Source organism: Mesorhizobium sp. WSM4841, from assembly GCF_055811515.1.
Window position 1 is genome coordinate 1 of the sequence record NZ_JBVVQC010000054.1, and the last position, 23,690, is coordinate 23,690.

Here is a 23,690-nt window from a genome sequence, read left to right on the forward strand (position 1 = left end):
GGCGCTCCATTCGTTGAGTTCACAGCAACGATGGTGCCACAACCCTCGCCGCCGCCCCATAGCTTCTCTCCCCCACTCTCGTGGGGGCGAGGAACCCAAGCTGGAATGAAGCCGCTTTCCCCCCAATCTCGGAGCATTGGCGATCATCGCGCCACACGGATCAGCGAGCGGCGCCCGATTTTGAAATCTCCCGTCCGAGGCGCACCGTTTCCCGCACCAGCAGGTCCAGATCCTCGCGCCGGGTGCGGTGGTTGTTGATCGCCACCCTGAGGCAATGCTGGCCGTGCACCGTCGTATCCGAAAGGGCGGCGATGCCTTCTTCCTGCAGCCTCAGCATGATCTCGGTGTTGAGTGCCTTCTGCCGCTCTCCCGTCAGCCCGTCGCCGCGGTAGCGAAAACAGACGACGTTGATGCTCGGCGGCGCGACCAGTTCCAGCAGCGGCTCGGCCTCGATCAGCGTGCCGAGCGTGTGGCCCTGTGCGATGTTCTGGTCGATCAGGCGGCCGAACTTCTCGATGCCGTGCTCCTTCAGCGCCATCCACACTTTCAGCGCCCTGAAACCGCGTGACGTCTGCAGGCCAAAATCATGCAGCCACTGTCCGGAGGCGAGGCCGCGCGGCGTCGATTCCAGATATTCCGGCGTCACCGCGAACGTATTGCGATGGGCCGAGGCGTCTCGGATCAGGGCGCAGCCGACCTCGAACGGAGCGTGCAGCCATTTGTGCGGATCGAGCGCGATGGAGTCGGCGTGCTCGATGCCGGCCACACGGTGGGAATTTTCCGGTGCAATGGCGATCAGCGCGCCGATGCAGCCGTCGACATGGAACCAGAGGTCCTCTTGCACCGCCAGCCTTGCAAGCGCCTGCAGATCGTCGATCGCTCCGGTGTTCACCGTGCCGGCCGTGCCGATCACGCAGGCCGGCCGAAAACCCGCCTTGCGGTCCTCGGCGATCGCCGCCCGCAAGGCGCCGATGTCGACCCGCAATCCGGCGTCGGTCGGGATGCGGCGCAGCGCCCGATTGCCGAGGCCAAGCGCCTCCATCGCCTTGCGATGGCAGGAGTGAAGCTGATCCGAGCCATAGAAACGCAGCGGCTTCTCGATGGCGGCAACGCCATGCTCGCGCACGTCGATGCCTGCCCTAGCGTTGCGTGCCACGGTCAGCCCGATGATGTTGGCCATCGAGCCGCCGCTGACCAGCGTCCCGCTGGCCGATTGCGGAAAGCCCATCATCTGCTTGCACCAGTCGACGACCTGGCTGTCCATCAGCGCGGCGGCATGGTTGCCGCCGCCGAGGTTGGAGCCCTGGATCGCCGCCAGGAAATCGCCGAGCGCCCCGGTGAAATTGCTCGACCCCATGTACCAGGACCAGAAGCGCGGATGGATGTTGCCCATCGGGTAGGCCATCACGTTCTCGACGACCTCGCCATAGACTTGGGCAAGCGGTTGAGGCGATTGCGGCAGGGGCACGGCGAAGAAGGCTTTCACCTCCGCCGGCATATCCTGCCACACCGGCCGCTCGCGGACATCGCGCAGATAGTCGACGGCATCGTCGACGATCCGGTGCGACAGCGCTTGAACCTCGGCCCAGTCGACCGGATCGAGCGTTTCTTCAGCAACCATGCCGGCCGTACCGGCGGCTTTCAGCACTGCGTCCATCCGCGTCGCTCCCGATGCGCAATTATTCAGCCGGGAACTGGCAGCCCGGCGTCGAGCGCGACAGCGCGATCTCCTCCGCGTCCATCTCGGCTTCGATGCCGTCGAACAGCGGCGTCGTCATGTAGCGTTCGCCGGTGTCGGGAAGCATGCACAGGATCACCGAGCCGGGTGCAGCTTTTTCCGCGATCTGGCGTGCCACCGCAAAAGTGGCCCCGCCGGAGATGCCGGTGAAAATCCCTTCCTTTTGCGCCAGCGCCTTGGCCCATTTGATGCCCTCGGGTCCGGGAACAGGCACGACGTCGTCATAGAGACTGGCGTCGACCGCCTCCTGCAAGACGTTGGGGATGAAATCCGGGGTCCAGCCCTGGATCGGATGCGGCTCGAACGCCGGATGGCTGGCGGCCGGCGCGCCGTCGGCGCCGCGCTCCTGTGCCTTGCCGCTGCCGATGAGCTGGGCATTGGCCGGCTCGGCCAGCACGATCCGGATCTCCGGACGCTCGCGGCGCAGCACGCGCCCGACACCGACGACGGTGCCGCCGGTTCCATAGCCGGTGACGAAGCAGTCGAGCCGCGATCCGGCGAAGTCGTTGATGATCTCGCGCGCCGTCGTCGCCTCGTGAATGGCGGCATTGGCCTTGGTCTCGAACTGGCGGGCCAGGAACCAGCCATTGGCCTCGGCGAGTTCGACCGCCTTGTTGTACATGCCAAAACCCTTCTGGGCGCGCGGCGTCAGCACCACCTTGGCGCCCAGCATGCGCATCAGCTTGCGGCGCTCGATGGAGAAACTGTCGGCCATCGTCACCACCAGCGGATAACCCTTCTGCGCGCAGACCATGGCCAGCCCGATGCCGGTGTTGCCGCTGGTCGCCTCGACGACGGTCTGGCCCGGCTTCAAGGCGCCGCTGCGCTCGCCCTCCTCGATGATGTTGAGCGCCAGCCGGTCTTTCACCGACGCCGCCGGATTGAAGAACTCGGCCTTCACATAGATCGTCACATGATCGGGGCCGAGATTGTTGACCCTGATCACCGGCGTATCGCCGACCGTGTCAATAATGCTGTCGAACAGGCGGCCGCGCCCGGCCGTGGTTCTGATTTTCCGTTGCTGCAACATGTCTGCTCTCCTCTTTTTGTTGTTATCACGAGTTGTTGTTGACACGAGCCGGTTACAAACCGGCGGCTTGGGCGGCGAGGTTTCGAGACCTTGCCGCAGTACGGTTGCTTGCCGGCAGCCCGGAAAAGGGCGATGCCAGCAGCCGGCGCGGAAATTCGTTGCCGGATGCACTCTATCGCTTTCGATGGTAGAACAGAGGACAACTGGCCAGCGTGGGAGCAAGCGTGGAAACGCACGTGGAATCCGCTCGATCGAGCCTGGACGGCGCAAAGACCGGGCTGTCCGTGCGGCTGCTCGGACCGCTGACGGTCATCCGCGACGGCGCCACGGTGCAACTGCCGGCATCGCGCAAGCTGCGCGCGCTCTTCGCCTATCTGGCGCTTGCGCCGCATGCCGTCGGCCGCAGCCGTCTGTGCGAGCTCTTGTGGGATGTGCCGAACGATCCGCGCGGCGAGCTTCGCTGGTGCCTCAGCAAGCTCAGAGGCATCCTCGACGAACCGGATCGCCGCAGGATCGAAACGCCTGGCGACACGATCGAGCTTGATCTGAAAGGCGTTTCCGTCGACGCGATCGACATCGCCTCGGCCGCCGCTAGAGGCATCGAGACGCTCGATCTTGAGCGGCTGCAGGCCCTGTCTGGACTGTTCGTCGGCGATTTCCTCGACGGGCTGGAGATCGACCGCAGCCCGCATTTCAACAGCTGGCTGATCGCGCAACGCCGCCGCTTCAGCTCGTGGCATGCCGCCATTCTGGAACATCTCGTCGGCAAGCTCCCGGCGGATGCCGACGAAACGTTAGCGCATCTGGAGAAATGGCTGGAACTCGCTCCCTTCGACGAGCGTGCGCATCTGGCTCTTCTGACAAGGCTGGCGCAGCGCGGCCAGATCGCCGCGTGTGAGGAACATCTCGCTTCTGCGGCGAACCTGTTTGCTTCGGAGGATCTGGATTTCGGGCCCGTTCGTGAGGCATGGCGGACGATTCGCAGCGAACGTCCGACCGCGACGCTCTGGGCGCGACCGGCACTCGTGCCCGCGGCCCCGTCAGCGGAAATTATGCTTCCCGATTCCGGTGCTGCTGCATCGTGCAAGACCTCGCTTGCGGTAATGCCGTTTGTCGAGGAAGCCGGAATCGGTGGCGTTCGCTGCGGCCCTCGCGGCGGGTTGGCCGACGGCCTCACCCACGACATCATCACCCGCCTAGCCAAGCTCAGGGATTTCTTCGTCATCGCGCGCGGCTCGGTCTTTGCGCTGGCGGAGAAAAACATCGCGCCGGAAGATGCCGGCCGGCGGCTCAACGTCGACTATGTCGCCACCGGGACTGTGCGCAGCCAGGCAGGCCGCGTCGTGGTCAGCGTGGAACTTGTAGAGGTCCGCACGGCCAGGATCGTCTGGGCCGAGACGTTCGAACGCAAGCCCGACGATATCTTTGCCGTCCTTGACGATATCGGCAACAGCATCGTCTCGTCGATCTCAGCCGAGATCGAGATGGTTGAGCGCAACCGCGCCATGCTTAAAGCGCCCAACTCGCTGAATGCCTGGGAGGCTTACCATCGCGGTCTCTGGCACATGTATCGCTTCACCCGCACGGAAAACGAGCAGGCCAGGTACTTCTTCGGGATAGCCTTGAAGCTCGATCCGACCTTCGCCCGCGCCTATGCCGGCCTATCCTTCACCCATTGGCAGAACGCCTTTCAGCGCTGGGGGGACCGCGACCAGGAAAGTGCGCTAGCCTTCGAGGCCGCCGGCCAAAGTCTTTTGGTCGACGATCACAATCCGGCCGCCCACTGGGCCATGGGCCGGGCGCTGTGGCTGCGCGGCGAGCAAGATGGCTCCCTCATCGAGCTGGAACGGGCCGTCGACCTCAGCCCGAATTTCGCACTCGGCCACTACGCGCTCTCTTTCGTGCATTCCCAGTCGGGTGATCCGAACGCCGCAATCGGTTCATCCGATCACTCGCGCCATCTCAGCCCGTTCGATCCGCTGCTGTTCGGCATGCTCGGCGCCAGGGCGATGGCGCATGTCCGCCTCGGCCAGTTCGACGAGGCCGCCGAATGGGCGCTGAAGGCAGCCGCCCGTCCCAACGCCCATGCCATCATCCTGGCGATCGCAGCCCACTGCCTTGCGCTGGCGGGGCGGCTTGACGAAGCGCGAAATTTTTCCTCCGCGCTGCGCAAGACGCTGCCGAACTACTGTGCCGATGATTTCATCGGCACCTTCCGCTTCGAGCCGGACGCCGAGGCCCTGTTCCGGCAAGGCGCCCGGCGCATCGGACTGGGCTGATCCAACCCAGCTCGGGCCTGCTTCAAGCGGTCAAGGCCGTGATCCTCACCGACCGACAACCGAACAAAAGCCCCGCAATCGGCCAGGAAAGCCGCGTTCTTTGCAGCTATATGCCGAGCATCGTCTTGGCTTGGTTGAGCGCAGCCTCTGACCCTGCATGATCGCCGGCCGCGTGCAATGTCTCGCCTTGGGCGCGCAGTTCTTTGACTTTGGTCATATCGGCCTCGGGCAGCGTCGCGGTCGGCAACGCCGCGTCGATCGCGGCCATGATGGTCGGGCATGAATTTGCAAAGGCTGTCGCAGGAACGACCGCCAGGAAAACCGCAAGCGAAATTGATCGTAACATGGACGTTTCTCCCTTGCCGGAACACGCCGCATCGATGACCGGCCTAGGAATGGTACAGCCAATGCCCGAATGTGCCAATGACGATGATGGCGCTGGTTTGAGGCAAGCTGCGGTCGGCCGGGCTTTTCTCGGGGTTTCTGAACCTTCACCACAGCTGGTCGCCACCGACATCGTCACGCCCGAAACCGACGCCAGGTTCGCGGCAATCGTCAGATCGTCGCAAAATTCCTCGGCCAGAGCGGATCAGGTGGGCTGAACGGATTTGACATTGCCGTCCGTATCGACAAGGCAGCTTGTCTTTTTGCCGCTGGCATCGAGTTCGACCTGATAGGTTTTGGAATCGATCTTGCTCGATGAAACCGGAAGTATCTTTGTGCTGTCGGCGCCGCTCGACTTGGCGACCGCGTCGGCACAAAGCAGCTGAAGGTCCGCCGGGGCCGTCTCGACCTGGGTCCTGGACATTTGGTCCTGAGGAGGCGGCGGCGGCGCGCTGACGCAAGCGCTCAGGCCCCCCACCAAGAATCCAATTGCTGTTACCCGGATCGACGTTCTCACTGCACGTTTTGCCGACATTGCTTGTCCCTCTCCGAATGCCGCTTCACACACCCCGCCTTCACACACCCTTGTAAAGTGCCGCCCCCTGCATGAGAACGATGACCTTGGCCCCAACCTTGACGCGGGATGCGAGATCGGTGATGTCGTCGTTCCTCATCCGGATGCACCCTGATGACACGTCGAGCCCGATCGTCCACGGCTCCGGCGTGCCGTGTATCCGGTAGATCGTGTCCTGGTCGCGCTCATACAGATAGAGCGCCCTGGCGCCGAGCGGATTGTCAGGCCCTCCCGGCATGCCTGCCGCATGTTTGACCGCATTCGGATCACGAGCGATCATTTCGGCCGGCGGTGTCCAGGTCGGCCATTCCGCCATGCGGCCGACGCGCACGATTCCGGCCCATCCAAACCCTTCCCGGCCCACCCCGATACCGTAGCGCATGGCGCGCTGACCCGGCTGCACAAGATAGAGGAAATGCTGGTTGCCATCGATGATGATCGTACCGGGCACTTCCGCGGTGCGGAACTTGACCATCTGCGGGCGAAACGCCTCTGGCACTTCATTATGCGCGGCATAGTATTTGCGCGCCTTGGTACGATCGTAGTCCACCCATTTGCGGGTTTTCGGATCGAAAACCTGTGTTCCCGCAGCCAGCGCCGCCACCGCGACAAGACCGAACGCCACCGCGACAATTGCCGTAAGGGATTTCCGCTGGAGAGCGGCGCGTCCCGCGATCATCAGCTTTCCGTTCATGGATTTGCCCACCCGTGCACCCGAGCGCCCTGCGCGGCAACCCATTGTTTGGCGTATTCGTAAGGATCCTGACGCTCCACCTGGAGCGCATAACTCATCTTCGTGACGTCGTCGGGCTTGAGGTCGACCCGTTCCAGGAACTCGACCACCTTCGGATATTTTTTGCGCAATGAGGTGGCGAAAGCGATGTGGAAATGTGCGGTATCCCATGACACCGGCGCGCTGGACTTCGAGACCCAGAGCGGATCCTCGGAAGGCAGCACGATCTTCCACTTTGCCGGGTCAAAAGGCGGCTCGGTTAGCCGGACAATGTCGTGCAGTTTAAACACGTGATGCGGCGCATAGCAGGCAAACACCATCGGATGAGCCGTGGCAACCGCGGCATCGACAGCCGCCATTCCGACATCCTCCGGCGTCTCCAGCAATGTCATTGTCTTGGCATAGCCATAGCTGTTGGCGCGTACACGCTCGATCGCTGTGGAGGACCAACCCTCAGCGCCAATCCAGAGTTCTCCACTTCCGTCCCGATCAGTGTCCAACGCGGCGGTTTTGCTACGGTCGGTGAGGTCCGAAATGTCACGAATCCCAAACCTGTCGGCAGTTTCGCGGGTAGCGCATATGCCTTGCCATGCCGGCACACCGATGGGACTGATGGCTACTGTGCCGGCACCGTCGACATACTTCTTCACCAGATTGTCGAGATTGGGCAGCCAGATTTCGGGATGAATATCCACCTCGCCCGAATCGAGGCCGGCAAAGGCGATAAGCGTCCCCATCTCGCGCACATCGGCATCGAGCCCGAAATGTTCCTTCAGGCTGACCTTGAGAATGTTTGCCGTCGCCTGGCCCGACGGCCAGTTCGGCATCGCAATGACGAGATCAGCCGCGTGGACCGGGGCCGCCAGCATCGTCAATGCGGCCAGCGACATTCTGCGCAGGCACTGCCGAAATCGGTTGTGCATTTTTCTTCCCCCTCGCTTCGGTGCTGAAACTAACCGGGACGGGAACAATCTGTCACGGCAAGCACCGGGATGTGACACCAGCCCCCATCTGCCGACGGCAACTGCTGAAGGTGCGGCAGTGCATTCGCCAAAGAGAGCGCCGTCACATGCCGCCCCTGCACGCTACGCGATGACATTCCGTATGGGAAGATGCTCAAAACGCGGCCGCCAATGTTTAGGATGTCCGCGGTGGCGGTCAAGGCCGCCGAGAATCCGAGATGGCCAATACCAGTGAAATGATGCAGGTTCTTCTGGACCACGTGGCAAGCAGGCCGCTAAGTAGACGCAGCTTCCTGGTTTCAGCATATGGACCCTCTTAGGTAATACAAATTGAAAATTGCGCCCTCATGTTTCAAAACAGGTCGGTAGATTCGCCAGAATGGTTTCGTGCCGGTCACCGACGGTCCTCAAGCCGAGAATTCTAAAAGACTTTCAACAATGACCCAGCACGCACAAAATGCTCGAATTCTCATGTACAGCCACGACACGTTCGGGCTCGGCCACTTGCAGCGCTGCCGGACGATCGCGCATTCGCTGGTTGAGGATTTCCGCGGACTTCAGGTGCTTATCATTTCGGGTGCGACTATCGCTGGCGCCTTCGACTACCGCGCCCGTGTCGACTTCGTGAAGATCCCCAGCGTCATCAAGTTGCGCAACGGCGAATACACCTCGCTGGAAAAGGATATCGATCTGCATGAGACGCTAAGGATGCGCCAGTCGATCATCCGCCACACAGCCGAGACCTTCCGGCCGGATATCTTCATCGTCGACAAGGAACCGCTCGGCCTGCGCGGTGAGATCGAGGACACGCTGTCCTACCTCAAGACGCGGGGCACCACGCTCGTGCTTGGCCTGCGCGAGGTGATGGACGCGCCGCATCTGCTCGAAGCAGAGTGGGCACGCAGGGATGTGATGCGCAAGATAGGCCTGTTCTACGACAAGATCTGGGCCTATGGTCCGCCGGATTTCTACGATCCGTTGACCGGCTTGGATGTGCCGCCGGCTATCAGAGCAAAGATGAAGTTCGTCGGTTTCCTGCAACGGAGCCTGCAGAAGAACGAGTTGCCCGGCCACCGGCCCGAGGGCGACTATATCCTCGTTACCACCGGTGGCGGCGGTGACGGCGCCGATCTGATCCACAGCGTGATCGATGCCTATCAGCAGGATCCGCAATTGCAGCATAGGGCGTTGATCGTGCTTGGGCCTTACATGCCGGCGCGCAAGCGCAACAAGCTGCTCAAGAAGGGGTCCAAGATCCCCTATATCAAGATCATCGAGTTCGACAACCGCATGGAAGAGCTGATTGCCGGCGCCAAGGCAGTCGTGGCGATGGGCGGTTACAACACCTATTGCGAGATACTGTCTTTCGACAAGCCGGCGCTGATCGTGCCGCGCGTCAAGCCCCGCGAGGAACAACTGATCCGAGCACGGCGCGCAGCCGAACTCGGCCTCATCGAGATGCTTTTGCCGGAAGAAGCCGAGGATTCCCAGCGGTTTGCCAATGCACTGGAGGTGCTGCCGGACCGGCCCGGCCCATCGCAGAGCCATCCGCATCTGACGCTGGAAGGGCTGCCTCACATTTCCGAAATCGTCGCGGAACTGCTCGACCGGCGGGGCGGCCATCACCTTTCGGTCATTGAAGGCATGAACTGAGTTGCAACATCGCAAGATCGTCGTGGTTCTGAAGGGCTATCCGCGGCTGTCGGAAACCTTCATCGCGCAGGAACTGCTCGGTCTGGAGCGTGCGGGGTTCGACCTGATACTCGTCGCGCTCAGGCGGCCGACCGACGCAAAACGCCACCCTGTGCATGACGAGATCAAAGCGCCCGTCCATTATCTGCCGGAATATCTGCATGAAGAGCCGCTGCGCGTGGTTCGCTCGCTGTTTGCTTATCTGCTGCGGCCGGGCTTCTGGCGCGCGCTCGGATCGCTGGCTACCGATATCCGCCGCGACTTTACGCGCAATCGCGCGCGCCGCTTCGGGCAAGCGCTCGTGCTGGCGGCCGAATGGCCGGAAGGCGCGAGCTGGCTGCATGCACATTTCGCGCACACACCGGCATCGGTGACGCGCTATGCCAGCCAGCTTCGTGGCCTGCCCTGGAGCTGCTCGGCCCATGCCAAGGACATCTGGACTTCGGCGGACTGGGATCTGGCTGGCAAGCTTTCCTCGGCGCGCTGGACGGTCACTTGCACGAAAGCCGGCTTCGACCGTCTGAAAAAACTCGCTAACGGCAACTCGTCTGTGCATCTGAGCTATCATGGGCTAGACCTTGATCGCTTCGGCGGTTTCGGCGAGGCGCGAAAACAGCATGACGGCTCGGCGCCGGCCGAACCGGTTATCGTTCTGAGTGTCGGGCGCGCCGTTGAAAAGAAAGGTTACGATACCTTGCTGGAGGCCCTTGCCCTCTTGCCTGGTGATTTGGCGTGGCGTTTCGAGCATATCGGCGGCGGCGAGGAACTGGAACGGTTCAAGGCGCTGGCGCAAAAGCTCGGCCTGGATGGTCGCGTCTCTTGGAAAGGCGCGCTTGCGCAGGAGGAGGTGCTTGAGCACTACCGCTGTGCCGATATCTTCGCCCTGGCCTGCAGGATCGCAGCAAATGGCGACCGGGACGGTCTGCCGAATGTTCTGGTGGAGGCGGCTAGCCAGCGGCTTGCCTGCGTATCGACCGATATTTCCGGCGTACCGGAGCTTTTATCGCCGGATGAAACCGGGCTGCTGGTTCCGACGGAAAACCCAATTGCCCTGGCACAGGCGCTGGAGCGCCTGATCCGTGATCCCGTGTTGCGCGCCCGCCTCGGCGACGCCGCAGAGCGGCGCGTGCGCGGCAATTTCGATCATATGGCAAGCATTGGACAGCTCACGGAACTGTTCGAGCGGGAGTGGCGGGCCGCCGAATGAAGCGGCTGCGCGCTTTCTTCTATGTCCAGCACCTGCTCGGTATCGGCCATCTCGCGCGCGCCAGCCGCATTGCGGCGGCTCTGGTCGATGACGGGTTTGACGTAACCGTCGTGACCGGTGGAGCGCCGATCGCGGGGTTTCCGGGACTGGGTGTAAAATCTGTAACCCTGCCACCTGTCACCTCCGGTGATGAAGGATTTTCCGGACTTGTCGACCTGCAGGGCAAACCCATCGACGATGATTTCAAAAAATGCCGTTCAGAGATGCTGCTCCAGGCATTCCGGGATTGCAGGCCTGATATCGTCATTGTCGAGGCGTTTCCATTTGGACGCCGGCAGATGCGTTTCGAACTCCTTCCGCTGATCGAGGCCATCGACGCGATGTCGCCCAGACCGCTGCTGGCGACGTCCGTCCGTGATATCCTTCAGGAGCGCGTCAAGCCGGGCCGGAACGAGGAAACGGTCGATCTGATCAACAGCCATTTCGACCTTGTTATGGTCCACGGCGATCCGGCTTTCGCAACCATCGACAAGACATTTCCACTGGCTGGGGCGATCAGGGCCGAGGTCACCTACACAGGGCTCGTTGCCGCGCCGCCGCCGCCCGCGGCCTCCGAGCGCTTCGACGTTCTGGTGTCGGTTGGCGGCGGGGCTGCCGGAAAGAGCCTTGTCAGCTCCACCATCGCAGCGGCGCGGAATGCCAACAACGCTTGGAAATGGTGTTTGATCACCGGCCCAAACCTGCCGAAAGACGAGTTTGACGCGATCGCACGCGATGCCTCGCCGGTCCTGTCCATCTTCCGGTTCCGCGAGGATTTCGCCAGCCTGCTGACCGGCGCCCGCCTGTCAGTCTCGCAGGCGGGTTACAACACGGTCTGCGATGTCCTGCGCGCGGGTTGTCGCTCTCTGCTCGTTCCATTTGCAGGCGGCGGGGAAACCGAACAGACGGTTCGCACCCTGATGCTCGAAGAACTCGATCTTGCAACGGTGCTGATGGAAAACGACCTAACGCCTGAAGGTTTGGCGCAAGCGATCGAACAGGCGCTTGTGGGACCGACGCCAGCCGCGCATCGTCTCGATCTGGAAGGCGCGCGTCGCTCGGCGCAAATCCTGCGCGAGCGGTATCGAACATGGTCCCTAAAAAGTGGGGCCCGGTTTCGGAAAAGTTCATGATCAAACAGACGATAGATCCTAACGCGCGTCGCGTCTGGCGAGATTCGTGCGACGCGCTACGCGCTTTTGGGCGAAACGCATTAAACAGTTCCAATCAGCATGAAGCGCGTATAATTTTTTGTTGGCAGTTCGCCGGAGAACCGCACCTCCCGTAGCGCCGCCATTGCTTCGAAGGCTGCAAGTGAAGGCACGCAGTTGATGTGCGTCGGCTCGCTGAAATAATCGTTCGATTGCAGCAGTACAGTCGTGCCCCGCGGAAGCAGAGCAAGCCAGGCGCGCAGATCGGCTATGTGTTCGCAGCTCGTATTGACCACCAGGTCGGGCCGCCCGGCCGCATAGTCGAGTGCGTACATATCTGCCGTCAGCGCCCGGAACCGGTCGCCGGCTTCCCGGTTGAGGGTTCGGGCGACCGGCGCGACTTCGGGATCGATGTCGATGCTATCGACCGCCGCGATGTCGAAGCGGGCGTCGTCGAAAAGCATCGCCGGCAATACGCCGTACCATCCACCCAGAACCCATATGCGCCCGAACCGGCCACCGCAGCTTTCGAACAGCCTGTCGAGCGCCCACATCTTGCAGGCGACCTGCTTGTGGTTGAAGGCGTTGGCGATATCGGCCTTCGGATGCTTGGTGATGACGCGGGCCAGCCCTGCCACCACCGGGCAGTTGACATAGGCAGCAATTCCCCGCGTGAGGTCCAAGGCTTGCTCGTGCCATTCCAGGCCGGCATTGCGTGGTTGCGTGACATCCATCATATTGGTCTTGTATGTTGGGATTTCGGGCGACACAACGCAATCTTGCCTCCCGCAAGGCTGTTTAATTCGCGGACGTGATTATGCTGCAAGCGGCTTCGCCATTGCCCGGTGCCGGAGAGAGCCTGTTGCATCTGTCCGGACCATCGGCGTCCATCCGCCAGCACCAGCGGCGCAGCGGCGGCCTCGTGCTGCTCTTCTATTCGCCAAAACACTGCGGAAGCCGCGAACCGTTTGGCCAGCTGCTTTCTTCGCTGATCAACAATGCCTATGACGTTATCATCGACCATGCGCCGGAACTGGATCGCGCCGCCTCGCAGGTTCCTTCCATCGTTGAGCGCAGGACAATCTCCGTGCGCTGCAGCTTCGAGCTTGTCGTTGGCGACGAAGAAATTGCCGATACGCCATTGGCCAGCAGGTGCTTTTACATCCTGCATCCCTCCAACTGAGGGGTCCATATGGAACCCAGCATAGCCCGCTATATCTGGACGCACACCAAGAAGCAGCAGCTCTGGATATTGATGATCGTCGTGCTTTCGATGATCCCGTATTTCATGTCCTTCGACCTGCCGAAGCTGATCGTCAACGGCCCGATCCAAGGTAGCGGCTTCGAGCAACCGGGCGCGACCCAGCCATTCATGAGGCTGCACTATAACCTGCCGTTCATCGGAGAGGTCCAGTTCTTCTCCGGTTTTGAGCTCGACCGCAAGGCGACGCTGTTTGCCCTGAGCCTTGTGTTCCTCTTACTAGTCGTCATCAACGGCCTGTTCAAACTCTACATCAACACCTACAAGGGCCGCCTCGGCGAGCGCATGCTGCGGCGTATCCGCTTCGATCTGATCGATCGTGTGCTGCGGTTTCCGCCGTTTTACTTCAAGCGGGTGAAATCCGCCGAAGTGGCGACCATGGTGAAGGACGAGGTGGAGCCGCTGGGCGGCTTCATCGGCGATGCCTTCGTGCAGCCTGTGCTGCTCGGCGGCCAGGCGCTGACGGCCATGCTGTTCATCGTGGTCCAGAACTTCTGGCTCGGAATGATAGCGGCCGTGATCGTGGTGATCCAGATCGCGCTCATCCCGCGAATGCGGCGGCGGCTGATCGTGCTCGGGCGCGAACGGCAGTTGACGGCGCGCGCGCTTTCGGGCCGGGTTGGCGAAATCGTCGACGGCATCGGCGCGGTTCACGTCCACGACACATCAAACTACGAGCGCGCCGACATAGCTGCCCGGCTCGGGCTCATCTTTAAGATCCGCTTCGATCTTTACCAATGGAAATTCATGGTGAAGTTCCTCAACAATTTTCTCGCGCAGGTCACGCCCTTTCTGTTCTACATGATCGGCGGGTATCTAGTCATCCAGGGGCGGCTGGACGTCGGTCAGCTCGTGGCCGTGATCGGCGCCTACAAGGACCTGCCCGGACCGATGAAAGAACTGATCGACTGGGATCAGGCGCGGCAGGATATCCAGGTCAAATATCAGCAGGTCGTTGAACAGTTCACCGCCGAGGGTCTCATTGCGCCGAGAATCGGGGCATTGACGATCGACGATCCCGATCCGATGACCAACCCCCTGTCGGCGATCAGTCTGTCCATAGCAGACGATGGCGGTGCAATGCTCCTCGACCGTATCTCCCTCCAGATCAAGCCGGGTGAGACGGTGGCGCTGGTCAGTACCGCAACAGGTGGAGCCGAGGCGCTTGCAGAAGCCTTCGCGCGGCTGAACTGGCCGGACAGCGGAAGGATCGCTTCGGGCGCCGACGACCTGCTTGAACTCCCCGAAGCAGTGACCGGCCGGCGCATGTCCTATGCCTCGTCGGATGTTTTCCTGTTCCAGGCAAGCCTCCGCGATAACCTGCTCTACGGGTTGAAGCATGCGCCGCTGACATCGGTGCCTTATGACGGTGCTGCGGCAGACCAGCACCGCTGGAACATCCACGAGGCGCGCCGGTCGGGCAATCCGGATTTTGATATCCACAGCGACTGGATCAACTATGCTTCCGCCGGCGCTACCGGCCCGCACGACCTCTTTGAAGCCGTACGCCGGGTGCTCGACGCGGTTGTTTTATCGCGCGACATTCTGGATCTTGGCTTGCGCTCTTCGGCCGACCTCACGCGTCACACGGAGCTTGCCAGGCGGATCGTCGAACTGCGTGCGGCGCTGCGAACCCGGCTGGAACACGAAGGGCTGAGCGAACTGGTGGTTCCTTTCGAACCGGGCGCCTACAACAAGGAAGCAACGATCGGCCAAAACCTGCTCTTCGGCGCTGCCGCCGGCCCCGAACTGGCCGACAGGGCTCTAGCGGCCAATCCCTATTTTGCTTCTGTGCTGAGGCAGGCCGGCCTCGACCGCACGCTCTACGAAATGGGCATGGAGATCGCCGAACAGGCGATCGAGCTGTTTGCCGACCTGCCGCCCGATCACCAGTTCTTCCAGCAGCTCGCTTTCATGAGCGCCGAGGAGATACCCACCTACGAAACCTTGCTGCAACGGCTCAAGAACCGTCCCCACGAGGCGGTTTCGGAGAACGACCGCGCCATGATCGTCACCTTGAGCTTTGCCTATATCGAGCCCCGGCACCGCTTCGGCCTGCTGAGCGACGAGCTGATGAGCAAGATCGTCGCTGCACGCAACCGCTTCTATGAAAACCTGCCGCCCCAGCTGCAAAATGCGATCGAACGGTATGATCCTGCCAAATACATTGCCGCGGCCACCGTCATGGATAATGTCCTGTTCGGGCGTGTGGGCAACAACCATCCCGACGCGCCGGACCGCATACGCTCCATCGTCTATGACATTCTTGACGAACTGGGGCTTTATGCCGAACTTCTGGATGTCGGCCTGGACTTCAACGTCGGCTCCGGCGGCAGGCGGCTGACCGGTGGACAGCGACAGAAGCTCGATGTTGCCCGGGCCCTGCTCAAGCGTCCTGATTTTCTCATTCTCAACCGGCCGCTGTCGGCGCTCGACCAGCGCATGCAGGATAAGGTGCTGCGAAACGTGCTCGAGGAAGCCAGGCGCGACGACCATTCGCCGGCAATTGTGTGGGTCGTGACGAATCCGGCGATTGGGATGATGTTCGATCGCGTTATCGTCTTCGACTCGGGTAAATTGGTGGAAGACGGAACACCCGAGACACTTTTGGCAGGGAACGGTATCTTCAAGGAACTGTTGTCATAGAGCAACGGACTTTCAGATGGGATCATTCTGCCGGTGGGAATTTACTGCAAGGTCAAGGGATTCGGCGAAGGGCGTAGCGGGACCACATCCGCGCCGAAAACCCGAAGGGGTTTGCCGCAAATTCACCCGGCTCTTCGGGTTTCCGGTTGGCGGACGCCCATTAGTCAGGCGGCATCGCCCGATCGCACGACATCGGGCTCGCCACCTTTCGCGTGGTTTGTCTCGCCATCCCGGAAACAGAATTCATTCCATCTGGGCGTCCGTTGCTCTAGTCTGGCAAACGCGAATTTTGGGAAGGTTTGCGACAATGCTGCTCAAGGATGAAGTTGCAATGCTGCAACGCGTTCCCTTGTTCTCTGCCATCGAGCCGACAAAGCTCAAGCTGCTTGCGTTCACATCCGATCGTGTGAGCTACAGCGCCGGTCAGATCCTTTTCCGGCAGGGCGACGAGGGAGACGCCGCCTATGTCATCCTTTCAGGCAGGGCGGATATTCTGGTCGATTCCGACAGCGGACCGATAAAAGTTGCCGAACTGGAGCCAAATTCGATTGTTGGCGAGATCGCCATATTGTGCAACAGCTCCCGCACTGCCACCGTAAGAGCGGCAAGTCCGCTGGAAGCCTTGAGAATCCGCAAGGATCATTTCCTGAGGCTTATGAGGGAGTTCCCGGAAATGACCATCGAGATATTGCGGGTTCTTGCCGATCGCCTAAGCCATACGACCGCGGATCTGATCGACGCACGAAGCGCCAAATAACGTATGACGTGCGCTCGATCCTCGCTGTCGTGATGGGACTGTCCTCTTGCTGAGAAGGTCACCCGGAGAAAGCCTGTCTCGCCTAGCAGCGGTTGTTTGGCTAGGATGGGCGAAGGGGTAGCATGGACGACGACGTTTTCCTGGTCAGGTTTTGGGGTGTGCGCGGCAGCATTTCGGTATCAGGGCCAGAATTCTCTCGCTATGGCGGCAACACAATCTGCATTGAGATGCGATGCGGTAAGCATACGCTTCTGTTCGACGCAGGCTCTGGCCTACGGCCTGCCGGCGGGGCGCTTCAGGCGTTGGCCGTGACCGATTTCGACCTGCTTTTCACCCATTGCCATTACGATCACATCATCGGGCTGCCGTCTTTTGCGCCGATCTATGACCGGAGCGTCAAGGTTACGCTTTGGTCCGGGCATCTTGCAGGACACATGACGACCCGGCAGATGGTCGATGAGTTCATGCGGCCGCCGTGGTTTCCGGTGAAACTGGAGATCTGCAAGGCAAGCCTCGACTATCGCGATTTCGTATCCGGAGACGTGCTTCGGCCGCGCGAAGGGGTGGTGGTCCGAACCGGCAGTCTTATCCATCCGGGCGGCTGCATAGGCTACCGAGTGGAGTGGGGCGGCCGCGTCGTGGCGGTGATCACAGACACTGAGCACGAACCGGACAAACTCGATCAGGCGGTGCTCGGCCTGATCGAAGATGCCGACCTCGTCATTTACGATTGCACCTATACCGAGGAGGAAATGGAACGCCGCCGCGGTTACGGGCACTCGACATGGCAACAGGGCGTCAAGCTCTGTGAGGCGGCCGGTGCGCGGGGGCTTGCGCTGTTTCACCACGATCCGACACGGACCGACGCGGAACTGGACGAGATCGAGAAACTGGCCAAAGACAAGTTTACCGGCGCTTTTGCCGCGCGGGATGGCCAGACGCTCAAATTTCCAGTCTCATTGCGCAAAAAGCGCTGAGCTATTTTCCTCTACCGGCGCTGCGCCCGATCAATGTCCTGATCGGAAGCCATGCGCAGGCTTCAGTCTGTGCGGTGACTGTGAACAGCCGTTCGAGGAAGAGCCAGGCCGATTCATCATGTACGAGATGGTGGGTGAGCAGGCCGACCGGTTCGCCGCCGTCGATTGCATGCTGCAATTGCGCGATGATAGCCTGAACCAATAGGCCATGATCGCGGCAGCCGCGCGTGCCATGCCAATCCATGATGTCGACATTGCTGTTGATGACCGCAAGTGAAGCCGGCCTCGGCGGCCCATAGACCGACAATGCCGAAAATCCTATCGATCCAAGGTCGGATACCAAGCCGGCGTCGATCCTGTTCCAGGGCGGCACCAGCATCGGAACGGCACGTGCGCCGTGCAGGTCGGTTACGTGCGTCAGCCCGCGGGCCAGATCATCGAGCACCGCCTCGCGTGGCCGATGCGCGCCGAGCTCCTGCTTTTTCTGGTGCTCGGGCGCATGATTTCGGTGCGCCCAGCCATGGATGGCGACCGTGGCATGCGGCGCGTCGTCAAGCCGGGCGACAAGCTTCTCATCAGTCAGGGCCGGAATGACGGCCAGAGTGACCGGAACCGCGAATTCACCGGTGACGTCGAGCAGCCGATCAAGCGCAGGCGTCGGATCCACGGCGTCGTCGTCGCGCAGCCAAAACTCTGCCTTACGGTCCGGCCGTTGCCGGCACGCCAGTTCTTCCACCAAGGGCCGCCAGATCTGATCGGATGTCATGAAACAGGGATCTTCGCTAGAAGTTCGGCCAGACGCGCCACTGCAGCACCGAGGGAACGTTCTTCGAGGATGAAACGTCTGGCTTCCGCGGCCATGATGGTTCTTTCGTCGTTACGGGCGAGAAGCCTTTCAATGGCAGAAGCGAACGCCGCCACATCGCCCGGCGGGGTGAGAAACCCGGTCTGGCCATCCCGCACGACCTCCGGCACGCCGGCGATGTCCTGTGCCACCACCGGAAGGCCGGCGGCCTGTGCTTCAAGATAGGCAATGCCATAGGCCTCGCCGTAACCCGGCCAGACGTAAATTCCCCCACTGTAGAGGACATCCGGCACGGCGGCTGGCTCAATCGCGCCAAGCCATTCGATACGGTCGGCGGGCAAGCCGGCGAATTGCGCTTTGACCTCGTCACGGGCAGGCCCATCCCCGACGACCGACATGGTCCAGGGCAGGTGGCCGATCGGACCGAGCGCCTGCGCCAGCATGCGATAGCTTTCGACTTTGTCGCCCGGGCGCATCATGGCGACGGTAACGAGGCGCGTCGGACAACCCCGTGCCGGCATTTCCCGGAATACCGATGTGTCGATGAAGGGCGAAAGCATACCGAGAGCGGCGTCGGGAATCGCATCCGTCAGTCCCTGACGATCCCTTTGCGTGAAGCAGATGTTCAGCGCTGCCTGTTCGACGGCTCGCGCCACCAACGCTTGCGTATCGGCCCACAAACCGACGTTGCGCCGCCTCGAATAGGAGGCTTCCGCTGTCACATAGGGAATAGCAAAGGCCGACGCCAGCTCGGGTCCGATCAGGTCGGGCGCCTTGTAATAGGGATGATAGGAGAACCAGAGATCGGGCTTGCCGTCACAATCCCAAAGCTTTGCCAGCCGCGCGGCTTCCTCTCGGGCCTCGATCTTGAGCGCATCGAAACTTTTCGACTCCGGTTCGCGTAAATAGAAGCGCAATTCGGATGCTAGTTCGACGCCATGCCCTCCATGCTCCAGCGCCTTGACCAGCATCCGTGCCATCTGGCGGTCGCCGGAGGCAACGGGATGATTGGGCGACTTCAGCGGCGCGTAGAAGGCAATTCGCATCGCCGGACCCTATCATCGGAAAGTCTGCGCAAGTCAATTTCAAAGCATGATCGACTTCACCTTCAAGCAGTGGAATGTGCTATCCGATGCTTATGGAAACAGCTGCCGCGTCCGACCCGTTTGTCGCTTCTTTGCCGGTTTTCGCAAAATTCGAAAGCGTTGCCGATATCGATAACTATCGGCCTCTCCCGGATGGCTGGGCGCTGGCCACCGCCGACATCGTCGGCTCGACCAAGGCGATCGAGGCTGGGCGCTATAAAACCGTCAATATGGCTGGCGCCAGCGTCATTTCGGCGCTGCTCAATGCGCTGGGTCGGCAAGATCTTCCCTTTGTCTTCGGCGGCGACGGCGCGCTCGTGGCGTTTCCCGGCTCGGCGCTGGAGATCACCCGCAACGCGCTGGCGGCTGTCCAGAGATGGGTGGCGGACGAACTGGACCTGACCTTGCGTGCCGCAATCGTGCCGATAAAGGATATAAGAGCGCAAGGCCTCGACGTTCGCGTGGCGAGGTTCCGGGCCTCCGAAGCGGTCTTCTATGCCATGTTCGCCGGCGGTGGCGGCAGTTGGGCGGAAGCTGAGATGAAAGCGGGGCGCTACCGCATCGATCCTGCGCCGGCCGGCGCGCGGCCGGATCTGACCGGCCTCTCCTGCCGCTGGAACCCGATCGAAGCCCGGCATGGCGAAATCGTCTCGATCATAGCCATACCGGGGGCGTCGCGCGACTTGCGCGGTTTTCAGGTTCTGGCTTCCGACATCATCGCCCTTGCCGGCGGGCAGGAACGCGATGGCCACCCGTTGCCGGTGAACGGGCCGGCCTACAGTTTTTCGCCCGCCGGCCTCGATATCGAGGCGCGGGCCATGGCACCGGCAGGATGGCGGTGGCTGTCGAAGCTGTGGATATTGTTCCTGCTGACGCTTACGGCTGTCGCCGACAGATATGGCTGGACGATCGGCAGTTTCGATCCGAAGATCTACAAACGCGACGTGGCCAGCAATTCGGATTTCCGGAAGTTCGACGACGGCTTGAAGATGACTATCGACGTTGACGCGGATGTGTTGCAACGGATCGAGAACCGGCTGAAACAGGCGGAAGAGGCGGGCATCTGCAACTATGGCCTGCACCGCCAGAAATCGGCCTTGATGACATGCCTCGTCGCCTCGCCGCTGCAGCGCGATCACGTTCATTTCATCGATGGCGCCGCCGGCGGCTATGCGATGGCCGCCGCAAGTCTGAAGGCGAAGGTGCCGGTCTGACGACGGCTTGCGGAAAACGATTTTCCGCAATATGCCTCGGGGTTCTTGGGGAACCAGGTGAGCTTCGCCATGGGAGCGGACGGTCTGTCCGAATTGACGGAAAGCAGATTTTTGGACGCCTCACGATCGACATATGACCGTCTTCTGAACCGGATTTCGACGCGCGCCGCGCAAGTCGGCGTGATCGGACTGGGCTATGTCGGGTTGCCGCTGGCGGTTGCGATCGCACGCGCCGGCTTCCCGGTTTCCGGCTTCGACATCGAAGCCCAGAAGGTCGAGAGCCTGAACAACGGCCAATCCTATATTGAGGCGGTGACGTCGACAGCCCTTGCCGGCCAGGTGGCGGGCGGACGGTTCCGCGCCACTGCGGATTTTGCCGAACTGGCCGTCTGCCATGTCATCATCATCTGCGTTCCGACACCGCTGACGAAAAACCGTGAGCCGGACCTCTCCTTTGTCAGGAACACGGCAGGCACCATTGCGAAGCATCTGCGTCTCGGCCAGCTGATCGTGCTGGAATCGACCACTTATCCCGGCACCACCGACGACGTGATCAAGCCCATACTGGAAGAAACCGGCTTGCAGTCGAAGATAGACTTCTTCCTCGGCTTCTCGCCCGAACGCGAGGATCCCGGCAACCGCAGCTTTGAAGTCGCGACGATCCCCAAGGTCGTGGCAGGCGACGGCATTGAAGCGGCGATACTCGTGCAGGCTTTCTACCAGGGCGTGGTCAAGACCGTCGTTCCGGTTTCCACCACGGCGACCGCCGAGGCGGTCAAGCTGACGGAAAACATCTTCCGCTCGGTCAACATAGCCCTGGTCAACGAGTTGAAGGTCGTGCTCGGTGCGATGGGCATCGACATCTGGGAGGTGATCGAGGCGGCAAAGAGCAAGCCCTTCGGCTACATGCCTTTCTATCCTGGCCCCGGACTTGGCGGGCACTGCGTTCCGATCGATCCCTTCTACCTGACGTGGAAGGCGCGCGAATACGAACTGCCGACCCGCTTCATCGAGCTGGCGGCAGAGATCAACACGGCCATGCCGCGTCATGTGGTCGATGAACTGGCGAAGGCGCTGGACCGGCGCTGCGGCAAGGCGCTCAGCCGCTCGCGCATTCTCATCATCGGGCTCGCCTATAAGAAGAATGTGCCCGACATCCGCGAAAGTCCCTCATTGCGGCTCATTGAACTCATCGAGGAATGGGGCGGCAAGGCGGAATTCCACGATCCGCATGTTACCGAGATACCGACCACACGGGAGCATATGGCGAGCAAGGGGCGGCGCTCGGTCGAATTGACCGAGGCGGTCTTGAAGGATTTCGATGCTGTCGTCGTTGCAACCGACCACGACGCGATCGACTATCAGGCGATCGCTGATCACGCTCTTCTGATCGTCGACACACGCAATGTTTTTGGCCACCTCGGGCTAGCCCGAGAGACGGTGGTGAAAGCCTAAATGGCGTCTGAGCCGGCGAATTCTTTGCCCGATGGCAGGATCATGATTGCACTCCGCCGGCAGCCTCGCCACATAATGCCCCTTCGCCGGCTTTTACCGCCGAAGCCGGCTTTATTGACTTCGAGGGTCTTATCTTTGGGTCGTTAGCGGACCGTGTCGTGGCGGATCAAAGGAGAATGGCTCGTCTTTGACGGGTCTCAAGATAGCATGAGCACAGCGCAAGCAGAAATTTCCACCATTCTCATGGATAAGGTTGCCGATTGGCTGACCCAATCGGCGCTGGCGGGCAACGACCTTGAAACATTGGTAAAGGGCTTTTGTGAACGGCTGGCTGCTGCCGGCCTGCCGCTGAAGCGGGTGCATTTGAGCTTTTCGATGCTTCATCCGCTTTATGACGCGCTTGGCTTCACCTGGCTTCGCGGCCAGGGCATGGAAGTGGAAGGCTTCCGCAAAAAGGACGGCGTTCATTCTGACAGATTCCTGACCAGCCCATACTACCATCTGCTCAGCAACAAGCTCGACCATCTGCGGCGCCGGCTCGACCCGTCGGTGCCGTCGGAATTTCCTGTTTTCGATGAACTCAGGCTTATGGGCGTGACCGATTACATGGCTTTCGTCCATCCCTTCAGCGGCAATACCAGTCAGGGCATGATCGGGTCCTGGTCCACCGACAGTGCTTCAGGCTTCAGCGACAGCATGATTTCGGCGCTGCTGCGCATCCAGAACCATCTCGCTATTGCAACCAAGATGGCGGTGCTCACCAAGCTCGCCGACAACATGATGATCACTTATCTCGGCGGCGACGCCGGCAGGCGCGTGCTGGACGGCCAGATCAAGCGCGGCGAGGGCGACACAATCCGGGCTGCACTGGTCATGGCCGATATGCGCGGGTCGACAAGGCTTGCCGAAACTTCCGGCCGCGAAATCTACATCGACACGCTGAACCAGTTTTTCGATGCCATTGCTGCACCTTTCAATCGCAGAGGCGGGCAGATCATGAGTTTCATAGGGGATGGCTTCATTGCCGTCTACCCTTGCGAAAGGCACCGTGCGCAGTCCGAGACCGCCTGCCAGGCTGCTCTTGCGGCAACGCACAAGGCCACCGCGCGCATGATGGATCTCAATCTGCGCAGAAAGGAGCAGGGATTGGGCGACATAAAATTTGGCATCGGCCTGCATGTCGGCAATGTGATGTTCGGCAATGTCGGACTTACCGACCGGCTAACATTCTCTGTCTTCGGCTCGGCTGTAAACGAGGTCCAGCGCCTCCAGACCCTGACCAAGAAATATCCGCACAGCGTTCTCGCCAGTAAGGACTTCGCAGGCTATTGCGGCGCCAACAGCTGGCTGACGCTCGGCAACGAGGAACTGGCGGGCATCAAGCAGAAGCTGACGGTGCTTTCACCCGATCTGTCGGGTGCTCTCGCACTCGATGAGGACGGTGCGCTGGAGCCGATTTACGACCGAATATCGGACGCCGAACAGGTCATGCTGCTTCATCGCGATGCCGCGCGGCTGTCGGCGGGCGACCCGAGAAAGCTCCAGTAACCGCCACGATCTGATCCGAACGCCTTGGTATGCAGTCGGGTCGCCGGTTCCGCCAGGGAACTGGCGACCGATTCGACAGGGCAACGAGTTCAGGTTAACGACGGCGTGTAATTTGTGGCCCGCCGCAGGTTAGCGTGATTCAAAGAGGCTTCC

Annotated in this window: 21 protein-coding genes; 11 read left to right on the top strand and 10 right to left on the bottom strand. The window is 61.2% G+C overall.

Annotated features, from left to right (window positions below; all coding sequences use genetic code 11):
• Nucleotides 1-160 precede the first annotated feature (160 nt).
• Both AC0L14_RS33265 and AC0L14_RS33270 read right to left on the bottom strand, forming a co-directional pair.
• A complete protein-coding gene (locus AC0L14_RS33265; RefSeq protein ID WP_473752062.1) occupies nt 161-1,657 on the bottom strand; it encodes a pyridoxal phosphate-dependent decarboxylase family protein in 1,497 nt (498 codons plus the stop codon).
• Between the two features lie 22 nt (nt 1,658-1,679).
• Nucleotides 1,680-2,768 (bottom strand): PLP-dependent cysteine synthase family protein, encoded by a 1,089-nt coding sequence (locus AC0L14_RS33270; RefSeq protein WP_473752063.1) that lies wholly within the window; start codon nt 2,766-2,768, stop codon nt 1,680-1,682.
• Nucleotides 2,769-2,992: 224 nt separating this feature from the next.
• On the opposite strand from AC0L14_RS33270, the gene AC0L14_RS33275 reads away from it, so the two are divergent.
• Nucleotides 2,993-5,047, top strand: coding sequence for a BTAD domain-containing putative transcriptional regulator (locus AC0L14_RS33275; protein ID WP_473752064.1), 2,055 nt, complete (start codon nt 2,993-2,995; stop codon nt 5,045-5,047).
• 106 nt (nt 5,048-5,153) lie between these two features.
• On the opposite strand, the gene AC0L14_RS33280 is transcribed toward AC0L14_RS33275, so the two are convergent.
• Nucleotides 5,154-5,393 (bottom strand): hypothetical protein, encoded by a 240-nt coding sequence (locus AC0L14_RS33280; protein ID WP_473639805.1) that lies wholly within the window; start codon nt 5,391-5,393, stop codon nt 5,154-5,156.
• On the opposite strand from AC0L14_RS33280, the gene AC0L14_RS33285 reads away from it, so the two are divergent.
• The gene (locus tag AC0L14_RS33285; protein ID WP_473752073.1) at nt 5,314-5,649 is read left to right on the top strand and encodes a hypothetical protein; all 336 of its coding nucleotides are present in this window, start codon (nt 5,314-5,316) and stop codon (nt 5,647-5,649) included. The genes AC0L14_RS33280 and AC0L14_RS33285 overlap by 80 nt on opposite strands.
• On the opposite strand, the gene AC0L14_RS33290 is transcribed toward AC0L14_RS33285, so the two are convergent.
• The 3 genes from AC0L14_RS33290 to AC0L14_RS33300 form a co-directional block, all read right to left on the bottom strand.
• Complete coding sequence (locus tag AC0L14_RS33290; RefSeq protein ID WP_473528279.1) at nt 5,637-5,855, bottom strand: hypothetical protein; 219 nt, start codon at nt 5,853-5,855, stop codon at nt 5,637-5,639. The genes AC0L14_RS33285 and AC0L14_RS33290 overlap by 13 nt on opposite strands.
• A gap of 151 nt (nt 5,856-6,006) precedes the next feature.
• Nucleotides 6,007-6,699, bottom strand: coding sequence for a L,D-transpeptidase (locus tag AC0L14_RS33295; RefSeq protein WP_473752065.1), 693 nt, complete (start codon nt 6,697-6,699; stop codon nt 6,007-6,009).
• On the bottom strand, nt 6,696-7,661 hold the full coding sequence (locus AC0L14_RS33300) for an ABC transporter substrate-binding protein (protein WP_473752066.1): 966 nt from the start codon (nt 7,659-7,661) through the stop codon (nt 6,696-6,698). Before AC0L14_RS33300 ends, AC0L14_RS33295 begins: the two co-directional genes overlap by 4 nt.
• A gap of 477 nt (nt 7,662-8,138) precedes the next feature.
• On the opposite strand from AC0L14_RS33300, the gene AC0L14_RS33305 reads away from it, so the two are divergent.
• From AC0L14_RS33305 to AC0L14_RS33315, 3 genes are read left to right on the top strand one after another with little or no spacing between them, the layout of a single operon-like run.
• Nucleotides 8,139-9,353 (top strand): glycosyltransferase family protein, encoded by a 1,215-nt coding sequence (locus tag AC0L14_RS33305; protein WP_473752068.1) that lies wholly within the window; start codon nt 8,139-8,141, stop codon nt 9,351-9,353.
• Nucleotide 9,354: 1 nt separating this feature from the next.
• On the top strand, nt 9,355-10,599 hold the full coding sequence (locus AC0L14_RS33310; protein ID WP_473752069.1) for a glycosyltransferase: 1,245 nt from the start codon (nt 9,355-9,357) through the stop codon (nt 10,597-10,599).
• Complete coding sequence (locus AC0L14_RS33315; protein ID WP_473752070.1) at nt 10,596-11,771, top strand: glycosyltransferase family protein; 1,176 nt, start codon at nt 10,596-10,598, stop codon at nt 11,769-11,771. The genes AC0L14_RS33310 and AC0L14_RS33315 overlap by 4 nt, the downstream gene beginning before the upstream one ends.
• 80 nt (nt 11,772-11,851) lie before the next feature.
• On the opposite strand, the gene AC0L14_RS33320 is transcribed toward AC0L14_RS33315, so the two are convergent.
• Both AC0L14_RS33320 and AC0L14_RS33325 read right to left on the bottom strand, forming a co-directional pair.
• Nucleotides 11,852-12,523: a methyltransferase domain-containing protein gene (locus AC0L14_RS33320; RefSeq protein WP_473752072.1), complete on the bottom strand. Its 672-nt coding sequence runs from the start codon at nt 12,521-12,523 to the stop codon at nt 11,852-11,854.
• Nucleotides 12,523-12,960 (bottom strand): hypothetical protein, encoded by a 438-nt coding sequence (locus tag AC0L14_RS33325; protein WP_473485771.1) that lies wholly within the window; start codon nt 12,958-12,960, stop codon nt 12,523-12,525. Before AC0L14_RS33325 ends, AC0L14_RS33320 begins: the two co-directional genes overlap by 1 nt.
• A gap of 21 nt (nt 12,961-12,981) precedes the next feature.
• On the opposite strand from AC0L14_RS33325, the gene AC0L14_RS33330 reads away from it, so the two are divergent.
• From AC0L14_RS33330 to AC0L14_RS33340, 3 genes are all read left to right on the top strand, one after another.
• A complete protein-coding gene (locus AC0L14_RS33330; RefSeq protein WP_473528285.1) occupies nt 12,982-15,696 on the top strand; it encodes an ABC transporter transmembrane domain-containing protein in 2,715 nt (904 codons plus the stop codon).
• A gap of 307 nt (nt 15,697-16,003) precedes the next feature.
• On the top strand, nt 16,004-16,453 hold the full coding sequence (locus AC0L14_RS33335; protein ID WP_123148675.1) for a cyclic nucleotide-binding domain-containing protein: 450 nt from the start codon (nt 16,004-16,006) through the stop codon (nt 16,451-16,453).
• 122 nt (nt 16,454-16,575) lie between these two features.
• On the top strand, nt 16,576-17,430 hold the full coding sequence (locus tag AC0L14_RS33340; RefSeq protein WP_473528286.1) for an MBL fold metallo-hydrolase: 855 nt from the start codon (nt 16,576-16,578) through the stop codon (nt 17,428-17,430).
• Between the two features lies 1 nt (nt 17,431).
• Here AC0L14_RS33340 and AC0L14_RS33345 read toward each other — a convergent pair whose 3' ends face one another.
• Both AC0L14_RS33345 and AC0L14_RS33350 read right to left on the bottom strand, forming a co-directional pair.
• A complete protein-coding gene (locus tag AC0L14_RS33345; protein WP_473528287.1) occupies nt 17,432-18,196 on the bottom strand; it encodes a polysaccharide deacetylase family protein in 765 nt (254 codons plus the stop codon).
• Nucleotides 18,193-19,281, bottom strand: a complete 1,089-nt coding sequence (locus AC0L14_RS33350) for a glycosyltransferase family 4 protein (RefSeq protein ID WP_473528288.1) — start codon at nt 19,279-19,281, stop codon at nt 18,193-18,195. The genes AC0L14_RS33345 and AC0L14_RS33350 overlap by 4 nt, the downstream gene beginning before the upstream one ends.
• Before the next feature lie 74 nt (nt 19,282-19,355).
• Between AC0L14_RS33350 and AC0L14_RS33355 the strand changes: the two genes are divergently transcribed.
• From AC0L14_RS33355 to AC0L14_RS33365, 3 genes are all read left to right on the top strand, one after another.
• The gene (locus AC0L14_RS33355; RefSeq protein WP_473528289.1) at nt 19,356-20,534 is read left to right on the top strand and encodes a DUF3095 domain-containing protein; all 1,179 of its coding nucleotides are present in this window, start codon (nt 19,356-19,358) and stop codon (nt 20,532-20,534) included.
• Between the two features lie 111 nt (nt 20,535-20,645).
• The gene (locus tag AC0L14_RS33360) at nt 20,646-21,989 is read left to right on the top strand and encodes a nucleotide sugar dehydrogenase (RefSeq protein ID WP_473752071.1); all 1,344 of its coding nucleotides are present in this window, start codon (nt 20,646-20,648) and stop codon (nt 21,987-21,989) included.
• A gap of 207 nt (nt 21,990-22,196) precedes the next feature.
• Nucleotides 22,197-23,537, top strand: coding sequence for an adenylate/guanylate cyclase domain-containing protein (locus AC0L14_RS33365; RefSeq protein WP_473528291.1), 1,341 nt, complete (start codon nt 22,197-22,199; stop codon nt 23,535-23,537).
• Nucleotides 23,538-23,690 lie beyond the last annotated feature (153 nt).